Consider the following 22,234-nt stretch of genomic DNA (forward strand, 5'->3'; position numbering starts at 1 on the left):
TCTGTGAGGGGTCGGCGCGGTGTGTGCCGGAGTCTCCGGGGTTGATCTCAACATTGGTTTAGGTCTTACGGTCGTCCGGACGACATCGACCCTGGAGGAAGCCGTGAGTACCCGAGCTCCCCGACGCGCCACCTGGCGCGAGTGGCTGGCCCTCGCCGTCATGACACTGCCCCTGCTGATGACCGCCACGGACATGACCGTACTGTTCATGGCCCTGCCCACGATCACCGCGGACCTCGCCCCGGGCAGCACCCAGATGCTGTGGATCCTGCATGTGGGGGAGTTCCTCGCGGTCAGCCTGGTGCTCACCATGGGTTGGCTGGGCTCCAGGATCGGGCGCCGCCGCCTGCTCATGACCGGGGTGGCCGTCTACGGGCTCGCCTCGCTGGCCGCCGCCTTCGCCACCGCCCCCGAGTTCCTCATCGCCATGCGGGCCCTCATGGGGATGGCCGCCGCCTCGATGACCCCGAGCATCCTGGGGCTGCTCCGGGTCATGTTCGCCGACTCCCGCCAGTTCTCCCTGGCCGTCGCGGTGGTCATGAGCGCCTTCTCCGCGGGGATGGCCCTGGGGCCGCCCCTGGGCGGGTTCGTCCTGGAGCACTTCTGGTGGGGCGGCGTCTTCCTGATCAACGTCCCCGTCGCCGCGCTCCTCCTGTTCAGCGCACCGCTCCTGCCCGGCCACCGTGAGGAGACCGACGGGAGCGTGGACCTGCCCAGCGTCCTGCTGTCCATGGCGGCGATCATCACCGTGATCTTCGGCCTCCAGGAAATCGCCGACCGCGGGGCCACCGCCTCCGGCGGCCCGCTGTGGCCCTACCTGGCCTCGGTCGCCGTCGGCCTGCTGCTCGGCGCGGCGTTCGTCCGCAGGCAACTGCGGTTGGCCGACCCCCTCATGGACATGCGGTTGTTCGCCCTCCCCGCCTTCTCCGTGTCCCTCACCGCCATGCTGCTGATGCTCCTGGCCTACGGTGCCGCGGACATGCTGCTCGTCCAGTACCTCCAGACCGATCTCGGGCTCTCGCCCGCCGAGACGGGCATGCTGATGATCGTCCCCGCGCTCGCCTCCATCGTCGGCGGGATGGCCGCGCCCGTGCTGACCCGCTGGGTCCGGCCCTCCGTCACCATGGGCGGCGGAATGCTCGTGGCCTCGGCGGGGGCCGCCGCCCTCGCCCTCATGCTGGGGGAGGTCGGCGCCCCGGCCCTGATCGCGGCGGCGACGGTGATGGCCGCGGCGCTGGGGCCGCTCTTCACCCTCGGCGTCAACCTCATCGTGGTCAGCGCCCCGGTCCGCAGGGCCGGGGCCGCCGCGGCGATGTCCGACGTGGCCGGGGGCTTCGGGGCCGCGCTGAGTATGGCCTTCCTGGGCAGTATGACCGCGGTCGTCTACCGGAGGGGTCTCGGTGGGCCCGGGACCGAGGGCCTTTCCGAACCCGCTCTGGAGGCGGCGGGGGAGAGTGTCGGCGGAGCGGTCGGGGTGGCCGAAGGACTCCCCGCCGACCAGGGCGAGCAACTTGTGGACGCCGCTTTCACCGCCTTCACCACCGCGGTGCAGGCCGGGTACGGCTTCGGTGCGGCCGTGCTGGCCCCGGTGGGCCTGGCCGTGATCTGGCTGCTGCGCCGCACCCGCCTGGACGCCACGGAGGAGGAACCCGCTGAGGAGGGCTCCGCCGAGGAGACCGCGGGGGAGGGCGTCGCCGAGGAGGACGGTTCCCACCGGTCGGAGCCCTTGCGGCAACCCCGGTGCGCGGGTACTCCTTGACCTAACGCGTAAGTGAATGCTTACATATTTTCGTGGATGTCATGGAGGCGATCGGAGAGCCGAACCGTCGGCGTGTGGTCGAGGTCCTCGCGGCGGGGGAGCTCTCCGCCGGCGGGATCGCGGCCGGGTTCGACATCAGCCGCCCCGCGGTCTCGCAACACCTGCGGGTCCTCGTCGAGGCCGGGGTGCTGCGGGTGCGCAGCGAGGGCCGCCAACGGCTCTACTCGGTCGATCCGGCCGCGCTGGACGAGGTGGGCGACTGGCTCGAAGCCCAGCGCGGGCGGTGGAACCGGGCGCTCGACGCACTGGAGCAGGCGATGGACGAAGGAGAGCCATGACGAACCCGAACCCCCTGCGCGGCACGCTCGGCGTCGGCCCGGACGGGGAGTTCCGGATCCGCTTCGAGCGTGTCCTCGCGCACGCACCCGAACGCGTGTGGGCGTGGATCACGGAGCGCGAGAAGCTGGAGCGGTGGCTCCCCGGCTGCGCGATCGACCCCCGGGTCGGGGGGCAGGTCAGATTCGACTTCGGTGACGAGGGCACCGCCACCGGTGTGGTCGGCGAGGTCGTTCCGCCGGGGACGGAAGGGGTCCTCGTGCACAGCTGGCGTTGGCCGGGTGTGCCCGAGTCGGTCGTCCGCTGGACGCTGGAGGGGGTGCCAGAGGGGACCCGGCTCGCGCTCGTGCACGGCGAACTCCTCCCCGAGTCCGCCGCCGAGTTCGCCACCGGCTGGCACCTGATGCTCGACGCCCTGGTCCTGGTTGCGGACGGCGGGTCGCCCGAGGACGCCTGGAGCGCCGTGGGCGAGGTCGCGGAACTCTACGTACCCTCCGCGAGTGCCGACGGGGCTCCCTTCGGCGGCTGAGGGTACTGGCGGCGACGTCCCACAGGGTTTCGGCCCGGGGCTCCGACCCGGGAGCTCCGGTCCGAAACCCTGTCTCCGGCCGCTCCGGTGCGGCCCAGAACGCGCGGAAGACCAAGGTGTGTCTTTGACTATGGTGTGTGAGACACACTATCGTGTGAGACATGAAGGAAGACGGGCTCCTGGCCGGACACCTCCAGGAACTGAGGCGCGGCACCGTCGTGCTGGCCTGCCTGGCCATCCTGCGGCGCCCCCACTACGGCTACGCGCTGCTCCAGACGCTGGACGACGCCGGGTTCTCGGTCGACGGAAACACGCTCTACCCACTCCTGCGGCGCCTGGAGAAACAGGGACTGCTGACCAGCGAGTGGAACACCGAGGAGGCGAGACCGCGCAAGTTCTACAGGGTCAGCGCCGCCGGTACGCAACTACTCGACGGACTCACGGGGGAGTGGCGCGCCCTCGACGGCTCGATCCGCGCCCTCACGGAAGGCGAAGCCGATGACTGAGAGAAAAGATTCCACGCTGATCGACCGGTACGTCTGGTCCGTCACCCGACACCTGGGCGCGGACACGGGTCCCGACATCGCCCGTGAACTGCGCGGCTCCATCCAGGACATGGTCGACGCCAAGGTGGAGGCCGGGGCGGATCCGGCCCGGGCCGAGGAGGAGGCGCTGACCGAGCTCGGCGACCCCGAGGTCCTCGCCCGACAGTACGGGGAGCGCCCCGGCCACCTCGTCGGTCCGGCCCTGTACCCCGAGTACGTCCGCATGCTCAGAACCCTCCTGGCGGTCCTGGTTCCGGTCGCCCTCGGCCTGGTGCTGGTGGAGGGCCTCGTGTCCGGGGCCGGCGGCTTCGGCGACATCGCGCTGGAGGCGGCGGGCGTCCTGCTCGGGGTCACGGTGCACGTCGCCTTCTGGGTGACCCTGGTGTTCGCGATCGTCGAACGCACCCGACCCGCCGCCGAACGGGACCGGCCGCTGACCGCCTGGCGCACCGACCAGCTGCCCGCCGAGGCCCCGTGGCGCCAGGTCCACCTGGCGGGAACCCTCGTCCAGGTATTCCTCATCGCCCTCGTGATCGCCGTGCTGGTCTGGCAGTTCGCCGGGGTCACCGACCCCGCCACCCAGGTCCAGGTCCTCGACCCCGGCCTCGCCCTGTCCTGGAAGGCGCTCCTGGTCGGCGTGCTCGCGGCCGAGATCGCCGTACTGGTCGCGGTCTGGCGCACCGGCCACTGGACCCCGCGGCTCGCGGCGGTCAACGTGCTCGCCGGCGCCACGTGGGCGACCGCAGCCGTGTGGTTGCTGCTCCGGGACGAACTGCTCGTCCCCGACCTCCCCGAACGGCTCGGTGCGGTGTTCGGCGTCCCCGCCGACTGGTCGGCACCCGCCGCCCCGCTCGCGGCGGTGGTGATCGCCGTGGCCGTGTGGGACGCCGTCGACTGCCTCCGCAGGACCCGCCAGGCCGCACGCAGGCCCTGACCCGGTACCGGGGTTCGGGGCGGCCCCGGCCGCGTCCGGAAGCCGGGCCCCACGCCCGATCGCTCCGGGGAAAGGTCTCGGGGCGGTCAGTCCTGTGGGCCGGTGATCTCGGCAAGGATCTCCCGGAGGGCCCCCAGGAGTTCGGAGTGCGCTTCGGGGTCACGTCGCACCAGATCCTCGCCGATCCGCACGGCCTCCTCCGCGGCCCCCACCGCGTCCCTGGCCTTGTCCACCCTGTTCAGCACGCGGCTCTCATGGCCCAGGGCGCAGGCCAGGTCCCGCTCGTGGACCAGCGGTTCCCGGACGGCCAGCGCCCGGTAGCCGGAAACGGCCCTGAACAGGGCCGTGGACGCCTCCCCGGCCCGGTCCCGGACCAACAGGTGTTTCCCGTGGTTGAGCAGATCTCTGGACAGCGGGCCCAGGTGGGAGTCGGGGTCCTTCTCCGCGAGGAAGCACCGGAGCGCGATGGCCTCCTCGTACTCCCGGAAGGCCTCCTCGGGGCGGTCGAGGTCGTGTAGGAGCGCACCGCGGTTGGTGAGCGCGAGGCAGAGCAGGGCGCCGTGTTCCGACGGGTTCTGTTCGACCAGTGTCCGGCAGAGGACCAGGGCCTCCTCCACGAACGGGAGGCCCTCCGCGTCCCGGCCGAGACGGTCAAGGTAGTACCCCTGTTGCAGGAGGGCGGTTGCCAGGTCGGCCCGGTGGGTGTCCGGGTCCAGGGCCGCGAGCTCGCGGCAGCAGGAGAGGGTTTCGAGGTTGACGACAACGGCCTCCGCCTCCCGACCCAGGCATTCGAGGAGCTCGGCGTTGAGGTTGAGGGTCAGGGCGAGGGAGTCGCGGAGGTCCCGGGCGCGCGGCTCCGGCTCACTCGCCAGAAGGGACCGGTAGAGGGGCAGCGCCTCCTCCACCGCGCCCAGCGCCTCCTCGTTCCGGTCCACCGCGGCCAGGTCGACAGCCCGGTTGTGCAGAGCGTCCGCGAGGCTCTCCCGGTGGCTGCGGGGGGCCTCCAGCGCCAGCGACCGCCAGAGCTCGAGCTCCTCGGTCGAGAAGCGCAGCGCCTCCTCGTTGCGGTCCAGGGAGCGCAGGCTGCGGGCCAACGTGGCCAGGGTGGCGGCGAGGTGCGTCCTGTCGTGCCCGGGGGAGCGTCGCACGAGCGACCGTTGGAGGGAGAGCGCCTCGGTGCCGAGCCGCAGGGCCTCCTCGGCACGCCCCAGGTTCTGGAGGAGGATCGCCTGGTTGCGCAGGGAGACGGAGTGGTTGTGCCCCTGGCCGACCAGGTCCCGTTCGGACAGGACACGGCGGAGGGAGATGGCCTCCTCGTTGAGGGGCAGCGCCTCCTCCAGCCGGTTCAGCACGTACAGGAAAACGCCCTTCCTGTGCACGGCGCGGGCGAGGCCCTCCCGGTGGAGCTCCGGGTCCTGTTCGGCGAGGACCCGGTAGAGGTCCAACGCCTCGGTTCCGGTGGCGAGGGCCTCCTCCCCGCGCCAGAGCCCGTCCAGGTCCAGGGCCAGGTCCTGCAGGGCGGCGGCGAGGTCCGCCCGATGGGTGTCCGGATCCTGTTCTGCGAGGGAGCGGTGGAGGGCGACGGCCTCCGCGTCCGCAGCCCGGGCCTCCTCGTACATCCTGAGCTCCCTGAAGTCCTCGGCCCGCTGCCGTAGGGAGTCGGCGTGTGCGGCGGGGCCCGAACCCACGCCCTGCGGCCGCTCCGTGTCCACCAGGGTCCGGGGGATCCCGGCCACGGTGTCCTGGGTGTCGGGGCCGGGATCGGAGGCGGCGGGGGCACCGGCCCCGTGCGGCGGCCAGGCGGTGTCCGGGTCGACCCCGTCGAGGGAGTCGAGGACCTCGGTGAGGTCGGGCCGCTGCTCCGGGTCCCGCCGCCAACAGCGGAGGATGATCCACGCCAGGTCCGCCGGGACGTCGGGCGCCACCTCCGGGTCGGCGGTGAGCAGCCGGGCCAGGCTGCCCATGACCGTCTGGGCCTGGAAGGGATTGTTCCCGGTGGCGGCGTAGTGCAGCACCGTGCCGAACGTGAAGACGTCGGCGGCGGGCCCGGACAGCTTCGGGTCCTCCGAGGCCTGCTCCGGTGACATGTAGGCGGGGGTGCCCAGCACCGTTCCGGTGCGGGTGATGTGGGTGTCCTCGGAGGGCAGGGCGATACCGAAGTCGATGATGCGCGGCCCCTCCCGGTCCACCAGGATGTTGGCGGGCTTCAGGTCCCGGTGGGCCAGGCCCGCCCGGTGGATGGCGAGCAGGCCTTCGGCCAGCCCGGCGGCCAGCACCCGGAGCGAGGGTTCGGGAAGCGGCCCGTGCTCGCTGACCACCGAGAACAGGGAGGGGCCGGGGATGTAGGCGCTGGCGATCCAGGGCTGCTCGGCCTCGGTGTCGGCGTCCACGACCTGGGCGGTGTGGAAACCGCCGACACGACGTGCCGCGCTGACCTCGCGGACGAAGCGGGCGCGGAACTCGGCGTGCCGCACGTGTTCGGCGTGGACGACCTTGACGGCGACCCGGCGCCCCGAAGGGGTGCGCGCCAGGTAGACGCGGCCCATGCCACCGCTGCCGAGGACGTGGGTGAGGCGGTAGTTCCCGATGCGCTTCGGGTCGTTCGGGCCGAGAGGTTGCACTGCGGTCCGCTTTCGTGGGGGCGACGGGGCCTGTGGGCCGGGCGGTCCCGCGGGCGCGGGAGAGGACGGACCCACTGCAGTGATGCCGCTGTCCGGCACCCGGTTCGCCCGAGCCGCGGGACCCGGACTCCCGCCGCCGCCCCGGCCGCCGGGCACGGTACCGCCGCCGGCCCCGGTCCGGGGCGCCTCAGTCCGCCGCGGTCCCCCGTAGTGCGAGGAGCCGGCAGCAGTTGGCCGCGGTCCAGGTGATGGCGGGGACGGCCTCCTCCTGCATCTGCTCCAGGGTCCGGGGGCCCCGGGCGATCGAGAACGCCGCGGTGACCCCCGAACGGCGGAGGTCCTCGGAGTCGACCGACACGCTTCCGGCGATCACGACGACGGGCACGTGCGCGGGGGTGAGGCGGCGCACCGCGTCGACGACCTTCCCGCCCAGGGACTGGCTGTCGAAGCTGCCCTCGCCGGTGAGGACGAGGTCGGCCTCGGCCAGGAGCTCCCCGGCACCCAGAACGTCGGCCACCATGCGCGACCCGGGGACCACCTCCGCACCGAGGAGGGCGGTCAGGGTGACGGGTATGCCGCCGGCCGCACCCATACCGGGAACGTTCCGCAGGTCGTCACCGATGGTGTCGGCCAGGACGTCGGCCAGCCTGCCCAGCCCCTCGTCCAGGACGCGCACGTCCTCGGGGTCCGCGCCCTTCTGCGGGCCGAAGACGGCGGCGGCGCCCTCGGGGCCGACCAGCGGGTTGGTGACGTCGCAGGCCACCCGCCAGCGGACGGCGCGGGCGCGCGGGTCGAGGGCTCCGAGGTCGAGGGCGGCCAGTTCGCGCAGGCGCCCGCCCCCGTCGGGGAGTTCGGTGCCGTCGGCGTCGAGGAAGCGCGCACCGAGCGCGCTCAGCACGCCGGTGCCACCGTCGGTGGAGGCGGACCCCCCGATGCAGAGCAGGATCTCCTCGACCCCCGCGTCGAGGAGTTCGGTCACGAGAGGGCCCACACCCCGACTGCTCGCGGCGCGCGGCTGGAGCGGGACGTCGGCGACGGCGGGCAGCCCGTTGGCCTCGGCGGCCTCGATGACACCGGTGCGGCCGTCGGGGGACATCCCGAACCGGGCACGGGCCGGTCGGCCCAGGGCGTCGGTGGTCTCCACCGTGAGCGGCTCCGCCCCCCAGGCGCCGAGCAGGGCGTCCAGGGTGCCCTCGCCGCCGTCGGCGAACGGCAGGGTGTGGACGGACAGGGGGATCCCCTGCTCGCGGTAGGCCTCACGGACACCGCGGGCCATCGCCTCCGCGACCTCGACCGCGGACGCGCTCCCCTTGAACGAGTCCGGGATCACCGCGACGCGGACGGGTGGGGGGCCGTCGGCGGCCCCGGTGTGTTCCTGCGAAACGTTGGACATGAGCGAGAGCATAGAACCCGAACCGGTGCGTTTCGACGGTGTGCTGCCCAGTCTTCCTGCGGTTTCACTCCGGGGATATGTGCGAAAAGCCCAGGGCGGCTTCGGCGTACAGACACATGTGCACCGTGGTCAGATCGTCCGGACGCCGGATGTCCAGCCCGGTCACGACCCGGATCCGGTCCACGCGCTGGAGCAGGGTGTTGCGGTGCACGAAGACGGTGTCGGCGGTCTCGCGCATGGAACCGGCCGAGGCCATCGCGGTCACGGTCCGCCGCTGGGCCGTACTGAGCGGAGCGGTCCGGGCCGCCAGCCGGTCGAGGGTCCGGCGCGGGAGGTGGGCCACGGCCACGGCGACCTCCCGGGACCACGGCCCCGGGTCCCCGGCACCGGGGAGCAGCCCCGGATAACGGCACAGAGCCCGCGACTCCTCCGCGTGGGCCATCAGTGTTTCCACGTCCTCGGTTCCCGGGGTGCTGGTGTGTCGGCACCCCGCAGGCAGGCCCAGGGCGTCCGTACCGGGGGGCCGGCCGGAGCCGAGGAGCCAGAGGGCGCCGTGCAGGACCGCCGCCCGCCGCCCGCCGTCGCCGTTCACCCGGGCGGCGGCGGACTCCGCCGAGGGGGGAGGGGCCGCCGAGCCGCCCGGCCGGGGCACCTGCGCCGTCCACAGGGCCAGGGACCACGGGGGCCGGAGCCCCGCGGCGGCCAGCCGGGCCCGCGCGTCGTCGGGCCGGGTCGTCCCCGCACCGAGCGCGGCGATCAGGTCCCGGGCCTCGGTGTGCCGCCTGCTGACCGCGTCCTGTTCGTGTTCCTGGGTGATGAGGAGCTGAACGGTCAGCGCGACGACCCTGGCGAGGTCCTCCACCTGCCGGGGCTCGCCGGTGACCCCGACGACCCCGCGCAGTTCACCGTCGATCAGCAGTGGTTCGTTGGCGCCGGGCCGGTCCGAGGTGCTCGGCCCGGGCTCGGTCACGAGCACGGCGCGGCGTTCGGCGATGACCCGCTGGGCCCCGTGGTGCAGGGTGCCGACCCGGGCGGGGTCCAGGCAGGCGATGATCGTGCCGTGCTCGTCCATCACGTTGATGTTGTGGCTGATCGTCGGGGCGATGAGGTCGACCACCCGCTGGGCGGTCTCGCTGCTCAGCGGGGTCCGTCGACGGTCTTCGGGCATGCTGCCAGGATAGTGACGCTTACCCCGAGAAGTCCGTTCCTCGCAAGGAGAGACCAGGTGCCCCCCATGCCCTCAGAGACTTCGACGCCGGATTTGTCCCGTTGGGTGCGTTGGGCCGTGTCAGCCCTGGGCACGGCCGGGCTGGGCGCCGGGTCCGCCGCGGTGTTCGTCAGCGACAACGGGCTGGGAACGGTCGCCCTGCTCGTCGTCGGTGCGGTGCTCATGCTCTTCCCGTTTTTTGAACACCGGATCCAGGGGGTGGAGGTCGGCGGAACGAAGCTGTTGCTCCGGGCGGAGGAGCACCAGCGCAGGGCCGATGCCGCGGAGCGCAGGGGAGATCTGGCGGTGGCGTCCCGGGAGCGCGCGAAGTCCCGGGAGTTGTTGGCGTCCTTGGAGGAGGAGTACCGGTGGACGCGCAGGCTGATGGAGCCCGGCGTGGAGAGGGCCCGCCAGTTGGAGGACTTCATGCAGCGTGCGAGGAGGGTGACCTCCGAGCGTCCCCTGACCGTGGCCGAGGTGTGCGCCTGGCTGCGCTCGGAGGACGCGGAGACACGGGTGGTCGGGCTCGCCGCCATGCGGGAACGCCCCGACCTCCGCGACCTGCGGGCTCTGAGCGAGGTCTTCGACTCCGCCAAGAGCGCCTTCGAGCAGGCACACAGCATGGAGGTCCTGATCGAGATGGCGCCCGCCCTCGCCCCGGAGGAGCGTGAGGCGCTCAGGCAGCTGGTGCTGCGACACCGGACGAACACCTTCGGTCCTTCCACCAACCGGTGGACGGTGTCCGAGCGGCTCCTCGCCGCGCTCGCCGGAGAGAAGCGTCCGCTCGACACGCTGACCGAAGAGTAGACCGGAACGACCTCAGGAACCCGGAGTGGGCGGGCCTTTCGAAGCACGGCCGTGCCTGCGCTGCTGCGACCGCACGGCGGACCGCACCACCGGCGGGGCCGCATCCGCCCCGTGTCGGGTTCGGTGCAGGGTCCACCGCACCCACACCAGGAGGACGCCCCCGGCGACGGCCAGCGGCCCCGCGACCAGGAACAGGGAGAACAGCCACTCCCTGGAGCCGTCCGGCCCGTAGACCCGGTTGGCCGCGCCCGCGTCGACCGCGGGGACCGTCCCGCCCTCCCGGCAGGTGTCCCGGCCGGCGGCGTGCAGGTAGACGCTCCGCACCTGGCCGCCCTCCTCCGGGCCCCCGGAGGCATCCGGGAGGAAGGTGCCGTTGCAGGTGCACGACTCGTGCCCGGGGTGCTGGACACAGCTGAGGCTGACAGCGGTGAACTCCCCCGGCACCCCCTCGCCCCGGGCCGCACGCAGGCTCTGGTCGAACCCGGACAGCCCCACGTGGGCCACGGCCGCGGCCAGGAGCAGCAGCACGACGGAGAAGGGGAGGGAGGGACGGCCGGGCACCTTCCCCGCACGGGCGCCGTTCCTCCCCCGGTGCGCGGCGCCCTCGGCGGCCGCGCCCGCGGTGCGTCCGGTGTCGTTTCCGGTCACGGTGATCAGACCTCCGCCGTCCGGTCGTCCGCGGAACCCGCCTGCGGGGCCGGGCTCCCGGAACCCTCCGGACCGTCCGGGACCTCGCCGGGGCGGGCGATCCGCAGGGCCAGCGCCGCCGCGAACCCGCACAGCACCGCCGCGATCAGCCACACCGGGCCGTAACCCCCGGCCATGTCGCGGGTGAAACCGCCGAAGACCGCCATGGTGCCCGCGCCCACCTGGTGCAGGGCGTTGACCCACCCGAAGACGATGGCGCCGTCCGCGCCGAAGACCCGGCGGCACAGCAGCACCGTGGGCGGCACGGTCGCCACGTCCAGCAGGCCGAACACCACCACGAAGACCACCATCGCGACCCCGGCGTCCGGACCGAGCAGGGCGGGCAGCGCGGCCAGCAGCAGCCCCCTGCCCACGTAGTAGGCGACCAGCAGGCGGCGCGGGTCGAAGCGGTCGGTGAGCCAGCCCGACAGGACGGTCCCGGCCAGGGAGAACACCCCGATCACCGACACCAGCGCGGCGGCGGTGGTCACGGCCATCCCCTGATCCTGGGCGGCGGGGACGAAGTGGGTCCAGATGATCCCGTTGGTGGTCGCCCCGCACACCGCGAAGGTCCCGCCGATCACCCAGAACTGGCGGTTGCGCACCGAGGCGACCAGCACCCGGACCGTGCGCCGCGCCGCGCCCGGCTCCACCCTCGGCCTGGGCACGTCCGTCCTCGCACCGTAGGGGCGCAGTCCCGCGTCGGCGGGGTGGTCGCGCAGCACCAACGCGACCAGGACGGCCATCGTGGCGGCGGTCAGGGCCAGCGTCACGATGGCCGGACGCCACCCCTGGTGGTCGATGATCCACGCCAGGGCGGGCAGGAAGACCATCTGCCCGAAGGCGCTCGCCCCGGTCAGCGCGCCGATGACCAGCCCGCGGCGCTCCACGAACCAGTTGTTCGCCACGGTCGCGGCGAAGGTCATCGCCAGCGATCCGGTGCCGGCGCCGATGAGCAGCCCCCAGTACAGGGTCAGCTGCCAGGACGCGGTCATCACCGTGGTCAGGGTGGCCCCGACGACGATGGCCGTCAGCGCCACCAGGGCGATCCGGCGGATGCCGAACCTGTCCATCAGCGCCGCCGCGAACGGGGCGACCAGGCCGTAGACGACCATGTTGACCGAGGCGGCCGCACCGATCGAGCCGCGTGTCCACCGGTACTCGGTGTGCAGGGGGTCGACGAGCAGCCCGGGCATCGCGGCGAAGGCCGCCGCGGCCACGATGGTCATGCCCGCGACCAGGGCGACGGCCCACGCGCGGTGGATTCCCGTGGCGGGGCGGTGGCCCCGGTCCGAGGCCGGGGGAGCAGTCCCGGCAGCGTCCGGGGAGGCGCCGTCGTCGGCGCCGGGGTCGGGGTTCTGGGGAACGGTCCTGGAAGGCATGGGTCCAGACTCGCGTTCGGGACCCGCCGCCGACAGTGACCCGAAAGCCAATATGCGAAAGAATCCGGCCATGAGTGTTTTCACCGCATCCGAGCTCCACCGGGTGGCCGTGTTCGTCCGGCACGGCGTCCTGCCCATCGAGACCGGGATCGTCCACCGCATGTTCGGCCGGGTCCGCGACGCCGACGACCAACCGCTCTACGAGGTCCTCACCTGCGCCCTGGAACCGGGGGTGGTCACCACCGACACCGACCTCACCCTGAACGTCCGGCACGGGCCCGAAGCCCTGGCGGAGGCGCAGACGGTCGTCCTGCCCGCCGCAGAGGAGGACTACGTCGAACGCCCGCACGACCCGCTCGCCCCCGCACTGGCCGCCGCCCTCGCCCGGATCCCCGGACACGCACGGGTGGCCTCCATCTGCACGGGGGCGTTCGTGCTCGCCGCCGCCGGGTTCCTCGACGGCTGCCGCGTGACCACGCACTGGCTGTCCGCCGGGTACTTCCGTGCGATGTACCCGCACATCGACCTGGACCCGGACGTGCTCTACACCGACAACGGGCGGGTTCTGACCGCCGCCGGGGTCGCCTCCGGGATCGACCTCAGCCTGCACATGATCCGGACCGACCACGGCGCCTCCGTCGCCAACGAGGTGGCCCGCAACACCGTGGTGCCGCCGCACCGGGACGGCGGCCAGGCCCAGTACATCCGCCGCCCCGTGCCCGCCCCGGAGCGCTCCGCCACCGCCCGCGCCCGTTCCTGGGCGCTGGACCACCTCCACCTCCGGCCGGGCCTGGCCGACATGGCGGAGCGGGAGGCGATGAGCGTGCGTACCTTCACCCGCCGGTTCCGGGAGGAGACCGGGATGTCGCCGGGCCGGTGGATCAACGAGCAGAAACTGGACCGGGCCCGGCAGCTGCTGGAGGAGTCGGACCTGTCGGTGGACCGGATCGCGCACGAGGCGGGCTTCGGTACCGCGGTGTCGCTGCGCCAGCACGTGCACGCCGAACTCGGGGTGTCCCCCAGCGCCTACCGCCGCACCTTCCGGGGGACCCCGGACGCCGGATCCTGAACCCCGGCCGCACGGAGACTCCGACCTCCGGAAACCCCGTCCGCCCGGATTCGGTCAGCCCTGCGGGGTTCCCGGCGAGAGTGGGCATGATGCGGACATGGATCGAGTCCTCCCTCCGACATGGCGTCCCTCCAGCGAAACCGAACTCGAAGCCGCCCTGAACGAGGGCGCGTTCACCGAAACCCCCAAACGCGAGGCCAAACAGCAGCTCCGCAGCTCGAAGGACCAGGCCAAGGACATGGCGTCGTTCGCGATCGACGGTGGCCTGATCGTGGTCGGGGTACGGGAGGTCAAGGCCGAGGGCCGGTTCGAGCTGGCCCCGGTCGAGTGGGCCGACCAGATCCTGGAGAGCCCCGCCAGGATCGCGGCCTCCTCCTGTGACCCGCCGCTCCAGGTCTCGGTGGACTGGCTCGACAGCGAGGTTCCGGGACACGGCTACCTGCTCATCGAGGTACCCGCCTCGCCGCTGGCCCCGCACATGGCGGGCGGCGCGTACTACGGGCGCGGCGACCGGGAGAAGCGGCGCCTGTCCGACGCCGAGGTGGAACGGCTCATCCGGGCCAGGGACGCCTCGCTGGACGTGGTGCGCACCGCGCTGCGCGAACAGGCGGACAAGGACCCCTTCCCCGACGGAGAGCTGGCGCACCTGCACCTGCTCGCGCTGCCCTCGCGGCGCATCCCCGGGATGTTCAAGGCCTGGACGGCCGCGGAGAACGCGCAACCGCTGCTGTTCGACCTGGTCCGCGACGGGGTCTCGCAGCGGACCCGGGAACTCGGCGGCGAGGCCGCCCGGGTGTCGCCTGTCCTCGGCGACCTCGTGTCCGGGTTCCGCACCGCGGGCGGGGTGGGCATCGCCAGCCAACCCTCGGCGGACGCGCGGGAGGAGGGGGACCTGCGCTTCGTCGTCCGGGAACGCGGGGAGGTGTCCCTGTACTGCGGCCGGGCCGCCGCACGGTACGCCGACCGCTACCTGTTCTTCGACGGAGCCCTGGCCTTCCGAGTACGGGCCTTCCTCGACCTGCTTGCCGGCCTGTCCGAGGACGCCGGGTACGGGGGCAGCTGGGACGTGGGCGTGGCGGTCACCAACACGCACGGGGTGTCCTCGTGGAGCGGGGACCGCCGGTCCGCCCCGGGCGCGAAGTACGACGCCGAACGCTACGAGCAGGCCACCCGGGTACCCCAGACGGAGCTGGAGCGGCCGGGCGGCGCCACCGACCGCCTCGTCGGCGAACTGCTGCGCTCCCTGGGCAACGCCTCCGCCCACTCCGACCTGCTCACCGACCCCGAGTGAGCGGGGCGGGCCGTGCGCCGACCAGGTCGCGCCTTCGGCGTTTTCCGAGGTGACGTCGCGATACTCGACCCATGCTCAGCGGAATCCTCGAACGCGTCCTGCCCGCCTCGCAACTGCGCACCTCGGACAACCTGGTACAGGACCTGGACCTGTCGGCGGGCGACAGCCGAGCCAAGAGATCGGCGTTCTGGAGCATGCTGACCCTGTCGGCGGTCATCGCCGCGGGCGGCGTGCTGACCGACTCGACGGCCACCGTGATCGGCGCGATGATCATCGCGCCGCTGTCCACGCCCATCATGGGGATCGCCCTCGGGATCGTCCGACAGAACCAGACCGGGGCGGTCCGAACGGTCGTCCTGGGCTGCCTGCTGGTGATCGGTGTCGGCGTGGTGTTCTCGGCGGTCGTCCCGGCGGGGTACGACCTGATGAAGAACGACCAGGTCGCCGGGCGCACCTCACCGGGCCTGCTGGACCTGGTGGCCGCACTGGCGACCGGCGCGGCCGGGGCGGTCGGCCTCTCCCGACGCGACGTCGCCGCCGTCCTGCCGGGCGTGGCCATCGCCATCTCCCTGGTCCCGCCCCTGGTGGTGGTGGGCGTGTGCCTGGGTAAAGGAGCGCTGTGGCTGGCGGCGGGGGCGGCGGTGCTGTTCCTGTCCAACCTGCTCGCCCTGGTCTTCGCGGGCATGGTCGTCTTCGCGGCCTCCGGCCACGGCATCCCGCGCGAGGCCCGCGACACCCGGTCGGGGAGCCGGGCACGCCTGGTGCTGGGGCTGTTGTTCTCCTTCGTGTTCATCCTCCTGGCCGCCAACACGACCGCCACCGTCCTGGTCGAGGTGTGGACGCACCGGGCCGGCCAGGCCGCCGACCGCTGGGTGTCGGAGCAGCCGAACGCCTCGGTGACGGGCGTGCACACGGCCTCGCGGACTCTGCACGTGAAGGTCCGCGTCCAGGAGGAGCCGCCACCGATCGACGCCCTGCTCACGGATCTGCACGGTCGGGTGCCCGACCAGCTCAGGGTCGTGGTGGAGACGACCCGCGGCGAACGTGTCGAGGCCGGTCCCGTGGGCGGATGAGCACCTCCGGCCGAACGCCCCGTGACCGGGCGGTACCGGCCGGGAGCGCGCCCGCCGCTCCCGGCCGACGGTCCGCGGACGGCCCGGTTCAGGGGGTGACGATCGGGAAGTCGGGGCGGGGTTCGTCCAGGACGGACATCAGCCGTCGGAGCACCTCCGCGTCCCCCCGGTGCTCCACCCCGTCCAGGTCGCCCGTGGACAGGAGCCCGAGCAACTGCTCCTTGGTCAGGGTCAGGGCCAGGTCCGCGTCCCCGTCCTTCGGGTCGGGGTAGTGGATGAGCACACCGTTGGAGAGCATCGCCCGGTACCGCTCACCGCTGTCGGCCATGCTCAGGTCCAGGGACAGCACCTCCTGCCAGGCGTGCGGGCCGTCCACCCGGATGGCCACCGAGTCGAGGATCTGGGTGACGCTGAGCGCGGAGGCCAGGCTCTCGGCCAGGGCGATGGCCGTGGGCGGCACACCCTCCCGCAACTCCATGGCCCCGACCAGGAAGAAGTTCCGCCACGTGGCGCACTCCGCCCCGTGGCCGAGCCGGGTGAGGACGTCCGCCAGCAGCCCCTTGGCGTCGTCCCGGTCGGGTGCGGCGAAGACCGCGTGCGAGGCCAGTTCGGCGGCGAAGCGCAGGTCGCCCTCGTCGGCGAAGGAACGGGCCCGCTCCATGAGGGCGTCGACGCCGCCCATGGCGCGGGCGTAACGCTCCCCCTGGGCCTGCGGCGGGTGCTGCCACAGGTGGGCGGGGTTGCCGTCGAACCAGCCCATGTAACGCTGGTAGACGGCCTTGATGTTGTGCGAGATCGAACCGTAGTAGCCCCGGGTGCTCCAGGCCTGTTCCAGGCCGGGCGGCATCGGCAGCTCCTCGGCGATCTCGATACCGGTCGACCCCTTGTTCATCATCCGGAGCGTCTGGTCGTGCAGGTAGGCGTAGATGTCGCGCTGCTCGGAGAGGAACCCCCGGATCTCCTCGCGCCCCCAGACGGGCCAGTGGTGGGAGGCGAAGACGACATCGGAGTCGTCGGCGAACAGTTCGATGGTCTCGTTGACGTAGCGCGACCACATACGGGCGTCACGGACCTGTGCGCCGCGCAGGGTGAGCAGGTTGTGCAGGGTGTGGCAGGCGTTCTCGGCGGTGCACAGCGCCCGGCTCTCGGGGAGGTGGAAGTTCATCTCCGCCGGGGCCTCGGTCCCGGGGGTCATCTGGAAGACGAACCGGACCCCGTCGAGCACCTCCTCCTGGCCGGTGCGGGTGATCTCCAGGGTCGGGGGGACGAGCCCCACCCTGCCCTGGGAGGTGCCGATGCCCAGCCCCATGCCCACCCGGCCCTCCGGTCCGGCTCCGAGGCCGAAGGCGGCGAAGTACATGCCCCGGCGGATCATGGCGGTACCGGCGTAGACGTTCTCCGACACCGCGTGTTCCATGAAGTCCTCCGGCGCCACGACCGGGACCCGGCCGGAGGTGACGTCGGCCTCGTCCACGACCCCGAGCACTCCGCCGAAGTGGTCCAGGTGCGGGTGGGTGTAGATGACGGCGGTGACCGGCCGGTCGGAGCGGTGCTCGCGGTACAGCGCCAGGCCGGCGGAGGCGACCTCCTCGGACACCAGCGGGTCGACGACGATGACGCCCTCGCGCCCCTCGATGAGGGTCATGTTGGACAGGTCCAGGCCGCGGATCTGGTAGACGCCCTCGACGACCTCGAACAGGCCGTTGATCGCGGTCAGCCTGCCCTGTCGCCACAGGTGGGGGTGGACGGTCTCGGGGGCGGTTTCGGTGCCGTCGAGGAGGAAGGAGAAGTCGCGCAGGTCCCAGACGGACTTGCCCTGTTCGTCGGTGACGCTCTGCGGGGCGGTGGCGATGAGGCCCCGGTTGGCATTGTCGAAGTCGGTGGTGTCGTCCGGGGAGGGGCCGCCCGCCCCCGCACGGGCGTCCCCCGGCCTGGTCGGCCGGGGGACGCCCGTGGTCCTGCTTCCGGTCTCGGTGGCACGCGCCATGAACCCCTCCTGGGGTGTGTTGTCGGTCCGGACGCTCTCCGGTCTGTCCGGGAAGTCGCGGCCCGGGTCTACCCGGGGCGCGTCCGGGTTAGGGCCAAGGGGCGGTCAACCTCCCCTTGGCCGGGTGCGCACCGCTTCCCCGGGGCGGGCGGCCCGGGGAAGCGGTGCGATCGGTTGTGCGGGACCCCGGTCGGAGCGCCTGGGGTCACCCCCTCTTCGCCGCCTTCCGTTTCCTGCGTTCTGAGGGGCGCAGGAGGAGGCCGATGAGCACGCCGACGCCGACAGCGACGGCGAGGGTGGCCCACAGCGGGGCCACCAGGGAGAAGAACAGGACCTGGATCTCGGTGGAGTCCCGGTTCTGCAGCATGAAGACGATCGTGATGACGAGCAGGACCAGGGCGAACCATACCCGGGGCGGGACCGAACCCGCGGAGAATCCCCTCCCGGATGAGCCGTCTCCGCTCACCGCGCCGTCCGAGGGTGTAGAAGCAGTCATCGAATCGCCCCCTGTCTTCTGGAGCGGTGCCGTCGTCGCCGGGGCCGGGAGAATCGGCCCGGACCGGGGACGCGGAACCGGCCGGTGGGAATGCCCGATCCGGCGGCGGACCCTCGTCCTCCACGGACCTATGCCGAACCTCCTGCGTGTACGGCATTCCCGGGACGCGGCCCGCCGAGGCCAGGGGAGTACCAACTCTTCCCCCGGATCGGACAGGTGCCGCCCGTCGTGGGCCTCAGGAACCTGATTGCGCCACACCCGGAAATCTGTAGTGGCTGGAGTAGACATTCGATGATCGTGCTGCTAAATTTCCTGTCGTAGCCACAGAGCTACACGGATGGGCCACCGGATACACCGGTGGAGAGCAGGACCGCAGTACCGCAGGAAGCGGCTTTCCGCCCGTACGGGGAAGGTCGTGCAGCAAGGAAGAGAGCAGGACGGCTCGACCAGCGTGCACGTGCTTCAAGACGCTGGGAGCCGGTAGGACAGCAGTACTGAGGTAAAGCAGTAACGCAGTACCGGTGTCCCGCTCGTACAGGGGATGCCGCAGCAGGAAGCAGGACGGCTCGACGGCGTGCACGTGCTTCAAGGCGCCGGGAGCCGGTAGGACAGCAGTACTGAGGTAAAGCAGTAACGCAGTACCGGTGTCCCGCTCGTACAGGGGATGCCGCAGCAGGAAGCAGGACGGCTCGACGGCGTGCACGTGCTTCAAGGCGCCGGGAGCCGGTAGGAAAGCAGATAGCACTGCACGAATTGAGATCGAGAGGAGTAGATGCCATCAGGATCGCCTGAGCGTGGGTTGTTCCGCTCGGGTACCGCAGGCCCCGGTTCGGAAGAAGGTGGTCCACGGTCACACAACCGCGATCCCCGCTATCCCGTCCCAGCTTGATCTCGGGAAGCGGAAGACCGGCAGCGACCGGTAGGTGGTATTGAACTCTCGGGCCCCAGCGCCGTTTGGCGCTGGGGCCCTCGACGTGCGTTCAGGAGAAGGAAGACACGCATTTGTCCCGTGCCGATATCGGTAACCGGTTCGACGATGATGACTACCCCGCCTACACGGTGGGCAACGCCGCGGAGATGCTCGGCACCACGCCGGCGTTCCTGCGCGCCCTGGGTGAGGCCCGGCTGATCGAGCCGCTGCGCTCGGAGGGCGGACACCGCCGTTACTCCCGCTACCAGCTCAGGATCGCCGCCCGGGCGCGTGAACTCGTGGACGAGGGCACCCAGATCGAGGCCGCGTGCAGGATCATCATCCTGGAGGACCAGCTGGAGGAGGCCAAGCGCATGAACGAGGAACTGCGCGCCGCCGACCCGTCCAACTGAGGGTGTACCGCCCGGCCCCGGGCGCCCGCCCGAGCCTTGTTCTGAGCCTTACCAGTCACCCCGCCTCTGAACCGGGCGGGGATTTCCTTTTTCCGTCCGGCCCTCCCGCCGGGCGCGGGCCCCGAACATACGAAAACCCCAGGTCACCAGCGGCATCAAACATGCTCTGACCTGGGGTTCTCCCTGGTAGGGCCCCGGGGGATCGAACCCCGAACCCGCGGATTAAAAGTCGGCGGGATGGTGGGCGGCTTGCGCCACTATGTGGTGGTTCGTTCCGGCTTGCCCGGGCGGTGTCGTGCCACCGGAGACCACGGAGGACCACCGCAGACCAGGGGGTTCCGAAACACCGGAGCCACAACGGAGCTAATTCGGGGAGGGTCGGGGCACGGTCAAAATCGGCTGGGTGCTCGAGGTGGTGGGGCGGCTCTCCAGGAACCAAAATCGATCTAATCCAATTTACCATTGTGGCTTGCCGACGGAGCAGCCATGGAGCGAGAATTCCATGAGTTCCCTGATCAATAGGTCAGAATTCCACCCGTGGTCGTTCACTGATGTCCCGGCTAAGTAGAGTTCGGACATCGGATTCCGGAAGTCCGGAACTATTGATAAAATCGGTAAAGGAGACACCGGTTGTCTCCATGAGTTCTAGCGCGCGATGCAGGAGTACAGGAGCCTCTGGGTTTCCCAGGGGGCCTGGCTCTACTTTCCTCCATCCTCGGGCAGACAAGGCTTTCCATCCCTGTGCGTATGTGTGTTCACTCATGACGCCGAGCGTTTTTGCCCTGACCAGGAGTGCGGCTAGCGAGACGTGCCATTTTGCCTTCAATCGGAGGAATGCAGGCCAATCGAGCCGTGCTGGAAGCTCGGATTTGATGTCGTCGGCTGGCATGAGGAACGCGGCGGCGAACGCGTGAGCTTGGTTCTCAGTGACCTTGTCGCCGATTTTTCCAGTGACACCATGCAAGACCAGGTGGCCTAGTTCGTGTGCCCCATCGAAACGAGAGCGGTCGCGTAGGCCTTTGTCTGCTCCGAGAGCAACAACGGGCCTGTCCGGGAAGTCGACGCAGAATGCATCAACCTTTTCGATGCTGACGCGGAAGCGGACGACAATAATTCCATTAATTTCCAGCAGTCGTACAACATCTTGGACTGGACCGCGTGGGACGTTCCAGTGGGCACGAACCTGGGCTGCTGCTTGTTCGATGTCGGCGGGCTGAAGAGGATGATTTTCCTCGATTGGGACGCGCGGCAGGTTGAGATCGGGCAACGCGACGTGTTTTTCGAGCTCGAGCGCGAGTTCTCGCGCGAGATGCACATAGGCGAGCGCTTGTTGGCGATCTCGGGGAGATGTGGACCGAAGGCTGCGAAAGAACCCGTTGATCTGATCCTTGGCAGGGGGGCGGACTGGAGCGGCGAAGAACGACGGAGGCACCCGCAGCACGACCGCGAGCCGGAGAAGCGTCGATGTGGCGGGTTTGGTGTGTCCGTTCTCGAACTGGCTGATGGAGGCTGCGGTGACGGAGCCGACTTCCCGGGCCAGCTGCACCTGGGTGAGCCCACGAAGCTCGCGCGCCATGCGCAGCCTGGCGCGATCGAACAGGGCTGCGATGTCTCCGGGGTCCAGTTGCGGGTTGTTCACGTCGCTCGTCTCCGCGCCAGTCGAGGTCCACCGATCAGCGGACGACTCTCGATCTTGATTGCTCCGCTCGCATCTTAGGCACACCTTGGTTACCGGACGGTCACCTTGTCCGAGTTCCAGCAGGACACGCCCGAGAGAAGTGTGTCGTCGTGGATGACTGTTCCGTCGTGTAACGTACCCAACATAGAGAAAAAGATGTTCAAATCTGAGGCTGCCTGCCATGGGTGGGGGAGTGGAGTTAAGGGATGACCGTTCAGGAGTGTGTGCTGTCGGACGAGGTGATCACCGCGGACTCAGGGGAGACCGCGCTGTGGGACGCCATCGTGGTGCCCCAGACGATCAAGGAGCGGCTGCGTAACCAGACCATGCTGTCGCTGCTCGTTCGGCCTGACCTGCCGTTCGCGGTGACCGCGTTGCACGGGCTGTGCACGCTCTACGGTCCTCCCGGTACCGGCAAGACCACCCTGGCACGGGGTCTGCCAGCGCAGATCGCCCGCTACGTACCCGGAGGTGCGGTCCGGCGGATCGAGATCAACCCGCACGGGCTGATGAGGGCCGAGCACGGGCAGTCTCAGCAGCGGGTCAGTGAGCTGCTCGGCGAATACGTGCCCGGTCTCGCCTCGGATGGTATGCCGACCGTAGTGATCCTCGACGAGGTCGAGTCGATGGCGGTCGCCCGCTCAGCGGCATCGTTGGCCGCCAACCCGGCCGACGTCCATCGCGCCACCGACGCGGTGCTCACCGCCTTGGACCTCAACGCCGCTGAGCACCCGCACCTGTTCTTCATCGCGACCAGCAACTTCACCACCGCCCTGGACGAGGCGTTCCTCTCCCGATCTGACGCCGCTATCCTCGTCCCGTTTCCCGAACCGGAGGCGTTGTGGGAGATCCTGACCTCCACGCTGCTGACGCTTGCCGACAAGTACCCATCCCTGGGTGTGCTGGCACGCTCCTCGGCGATAGACCGCATCGCCGAGGCAGCTCACGGGCTGGACGGCCGCCGTACGCGCAAGGTGGTCTTCGAAGCCCTGGCGCAGCGGCTGGACACGGTGCTGGACCCTGGCAGCCTCACCGAAGACGACCTGGCTGCCGCAGTGCGCAACGCCGTCGCGGAGACGGGCCAGCCGGAGGTGTCCCATGCGGCGTACTAGACAGG

General features: G+C 71.0%; 19 protein-coding genes. 11 read left to right on the forward strand and 8 right to left on the reverse strand.

What is annotated here, in order from left to right; translation table 11 throughout:
- Positions 1-103 precede the first annotated feature (103 nt).
- The 5 genes from ACUKCB_RS23380 (at position 104) to ACUKCB_RS23400 (ending at position 4,103) form a co-directional block, all read left to right on the forward strand.
- Entirely contained in the window at positions 104-1,759 is a 1,656-nt protein-coding gene (locus ACUKCB_RS23380; protein ID WP_473037744.1) for an MFS transporter, read from the forward strand.
- 41 nt (positions 1,760-1,800) lie between these two features.
- On the forward strand, positions 1,801-2,097 hold the full coding sequence (locus tag ACUKCB_RS23385) for an ArsR/SmtB family transcription factor (protein ID WP_473037745.1): 297 nt from the start codon (positions 1,801-1,803) through the stop codon (positions 2,095-2,097).
- A complete protein-coding gene (locus ACUKCB_RS23390; protein WP_473037746.1) occupies positions 2,094-2,624 on the forward strand; it encodes an SRPBCC domain-containing protein in 531 nt (176 codons plus the stop codon). Before ACUKCB_RS23385 ends, ACUKCB_RS23390 begins: the two co-directional genes overlap by 4 nt.
- 161 nt (positions 2,625-2,785) lie before the next feature.
- Entirely contained in the window at positions 2,786-3,130 is a 345-nt protein-coding gene (locus ACUKCB_RS23395) for a PadR family transcriptional regulator (protein ID WP_473037747.1), read from the forward strand.
- Positions 3,123-4,103 (forward strand): permease prefix domain 1-containing protein, encoded by a 981-nt coding sequence (locus ACUKCB_RS23400; RefSeq protein ID WP_473037748.1) that lies wholly within the window; start codon positions 3,123-3,125, stop codon positions 4,101-4,103. Before ACUKCB_RS23395 ends, ACUKCB_RS23400 begins: the two co-directional genes overlap by 8 nt.
- An 86-nt stretch (positions 4,104-4,189) precedes the next feature.
- On the opposite strand, the gene ACUKCB_RS23405 is transcribed toward ACUKCB_RS23400, so the two are convergent.
- The 3 genes from ACUKCB_RS23405 to ACUKCB_RS23415 form a co-directional block, all read right to left on the reverse strand.
- Positions 4,190-6,724, reverse strand: a complete 2,535-nt coding sequence (locus ACUKCB_RS23405; RefSeq protein ID WP_473037749.1) for a serine/threonine-protein kinase — start codon at positions 6,722-6,724, stop codon at positions 4,190-4,192.
- A 187-nt stretch (positions 6,725-6,911) separates the two neighbouring features.
- Positions 6,912-8,117, reverse strand: a complete 1,206-nt coding sequence (locus ACUKCB_RS23410; protein ID WP_473037750.1) for a glycerate kinase — start codon at positions 8,115-8,117, stop codon at positions 6,912-6,914.
- Positions 8,118-8,181: 64 nt separating this feature from the next.
- Positions 8,182-9,285, reverse strand: a complete 1,104-nt coding sequence (locus ACUKCB_RS23415; RefSeq protein ID WP_473037751.1) for a sugar diacid recognition domain-containing protein — start codon at positions 9,283-9,285, stop codon at positions 8,182-8,184.
- A gap of 117 nt (positions 9,286-9,402) precedes the next feature.
- Here ACUKCB_RS23415 and ACUKCB_RS23420 point away from each other — a divergent pair, with 117 nt between their 5' ends.
- Entirely contained in the window at positions 9,403-10,131 is a 729-nt protein-coding gene (locus ACUKCB_RS23420) for a hypothetical protein (protein WP_473037752.1), read from the forward strand.
- 12 nt (positions 10,132-10,143) lie between these two features.
- Here the strand turns inward: ACUKCB_RS23420 and ACUKCB_RS23425 are convergent, their stop codons facing one another.
- Together ACUKCB_RS23425 and ACUKCB_RS23430 are read right to left on the reverse strand one after the other, a co-directional pair.
- Positions 10,144-10,779, reverse strand: coding sequence for a hypothetical protein (locus ACUKCB_RS23425; RefSeq protein ID WP_473037753.1), 636 nt, complete (start codon positions 10,777-10,779; stop codon positions 10,144-10,146).
- A gap of 5 nt (positions 10,780-10,784) precedes the next feature.
- Positions 10,785-12,200, reverse strand: coding sequence for an MFS transporter (locus ACUKCB_RS23430; RefSeq protein ID WP_473037755.1), 1,416 nt, complete (start codon positions 12,198-12,200; stop codon positions 10,785-10,787).
- A 70-nt stretch (positions 12,201-12,270) separates the two neighbouring features.
- Between ACUKCB_RS23430 and ACUKCB_RS23435 the strand changes: the two genes are divergently transcribed.
- From ACUKCB_RS23435 to ACUKCB_RS23445, 3 genes are all read left to right on the forward strand, one after another.
- Entirely contained in the window at positions 12,271-13,269 is a 999-nt protein-coding gene (locus ACUKCB_RS23435; protein WP_473037756.1) for a GlxA family transcriptional regulator, read from the forward strand.
- Positions 13,270-13,366: 97 nt separating this feature from the next.
- On the forward strand, positions 13,367-14,560 hold the full coding sequence (locus ACUKCB_RS23440; protein WP_473037757.1) for an AlbA family DNA-binding domain-containing protein: 1,194 nt from the start codon (positions 13,367-13,369) through the stop codon (positions 14,558-14,560).
- 71 nt (positions 14,561-14,631) lie between these two features.
- Entirely contained in the window at positions 14,632-15,633 is a 1,002-nt protein-coding gene (locus ACUKCB_RS23445; protein ID WP_473037758.1) for a DUF389 domain-containing protein, read from the forward strand.
- Positions 15,634-15,721: 88 nt separating this feature from the next.
- On the opposite strand, the gene ACUKCB_RS23450 is transcribed toward ACUKCB_RS23445, so the two are convergent.
- Positions 15,722-17,620 carry an alkyl/aryl-sulfatase gene (locus tag ACUKCB_RS23450; protein WP_473037759.1) on the reverse strand — a complete coding sequence of 633 codons (1,899 nt, stop codon included), beginning with the start codon at positions 17,618-17,620 and terminating at the stop codon, positions 15,722-15,724.
- 205 nt (positions 17,621-17,825) lie between these two features.
- On the reverse strand, positions 17,826-18,116 hold the full coding sequence (locus ACUKCB_RS23455) for a LapA family protein (RefSeq protein ID WP_473037760.1): 291 nt from the start codon (positions 18,114-18,116) through the stop codon (positions 17,826-17,828).
- Positions 18,117-19,118: 1,002 nt separating this feature from the next.
- Here ACUKCB_RS23455 and ACUKCB_RS23460 point away from each other — a divergent pair.
- Complete coding sequence (locus tag ACUKCB_RS23460; protein ID WP_473037762.1) at positions 19,119-19,439, forward strand: MerR family transcriptional regulator; 321 nt, start codon at positions 19,119-19,121, stop codon at positions 19,437-19,439.
- 523 nt (positions 19,440-19,962) lie between these two features.
- Here ACUKCB_RS23460 and ACUKCB_RS23465 read toward each other — a convergent pair.
- Positions 19,963-21,078: a helix-turn-helix domain-containing protein gene (locus ACUKCB_RS23465; protein ID WP_254419716.1), complete on the reverse strand. Its 1,116-nt coding sequence runs from the start codon at positions 21,076-21,078 to the stop codon at positions 19,963-19,965.
- Between the two features lie 245 nt (positions 21,079-21,323).
- On the opposite strand from ACUKCB_RS23465, the gene ACUKCB_RS23470 reads away from it, so the two are divergent.
- Positions 21,324-22,229: an AAA family ATPase gene (locus ACUKCB_RS23470; RefSeq protein WP_473037764.1), complete on the forward strand. Its 906-nt coding sequence runs from the start codon at positions 21,324-21,326 to the stop codon at positions 22,227-22,229.
- The last annotated feature ends 5 nt before the right edge of the window (positions 22,230-22,234 follow it).

This window comes from Nocardiopsis moroccensis (assembly GCF_055763695.1).

Coding starts and splice junctions, on each gene's coding strand:
- ACUKCB_RS23410 (WP_473037750.1), bottom strand. CDS start 8,117: ATGTCCAACGTTTCGCAGGAACACACCGGGGCCGCCGACGGCCCCCCA.
- ACUKCB_RS23390 (WP_473037746.1), top strand. CDS start 2,094: ATGACGAACCCGAACCCCCTGCGCGGCACGCTCGGCGTCGGCCCGGAC.
- ACUKCB_RS23470 (WP_473037764.1), top strand. CDS start 21,324: ATGACCGTTCAGGAGTGTGTGCTGTCGGACGAGGTGATCACCGCGGAC.
- ACUKCB_RS23450 (WP_473037759.1), bottom strand. CDS start 17,620: ATGGCGCGTGCCACCGAGACCGGAAGCAGGACCACGGGCGTCCCCCGG.
- ACUKCB_RS23415 (WP_473037751.1), bottom strand. CDS start 9,285: ATGCCCGAAGACCGTCGACGGACCCCGCTGAGCAGCGAGACCGCCCAG.
- ACUKCB_RS23430 (WP_473037755.1), bottom strand. CDS start 12,200: ATGCCTTCCAGGACCGTTCCCCAGAACCCCGACCCCGGCGCCGACGAC.
- ACUKCB_RS23445 (WP_473037758.1), top strand. CDS start 14,632: ATGCTCAGCGGAATCCTCGAACGCGTCCTGCCCGCCTCGCAACTGCGC.
- ACUKCB_RS23385 (WP_473037745.1), top strand. CDS start 1,801: ATGGAGGCGATCGGAGAGCCGAACCGTCGGCGTGTGGTCGAGGTCCTC.
- ACUKCB_RS23435 (WP_473037756.1), top strand. CDS start 12,271: ATGAGTGTTTTCACCGCATCCGAGCTCCACCGGGTGGCCGTGTTCGTC.
- ACUKCB_RS23395 (WP_473037747.1), top strand. CDS start 2,786: ATGAAGGAAGACGGGCTCCTGGCCGGACACCTCCAGGAACTGAGGCGC.
- ACUKCB_RS23455 (WP_473037760.1), bottom strand. CDS start 18,116: ATGACTGCTTCTACACCCTCGGACGGCGCGGTGAGCGGAGACGGCTCA.
- ACUKCB_RS23440 (WP_473037757.1), top strand. CDS start 13,367: ATGGATCGAGTCCTCCCTCCGACATGGCGTCCCTCCAGCGAAACCGAA.
- ACUKCB_RS23400 (WP_473037748.1), top strand. CDS start 3,123: ATGACTGAGAGAAAAGATTCCACGCTGATCGACCGGTACGTCTGGTCC.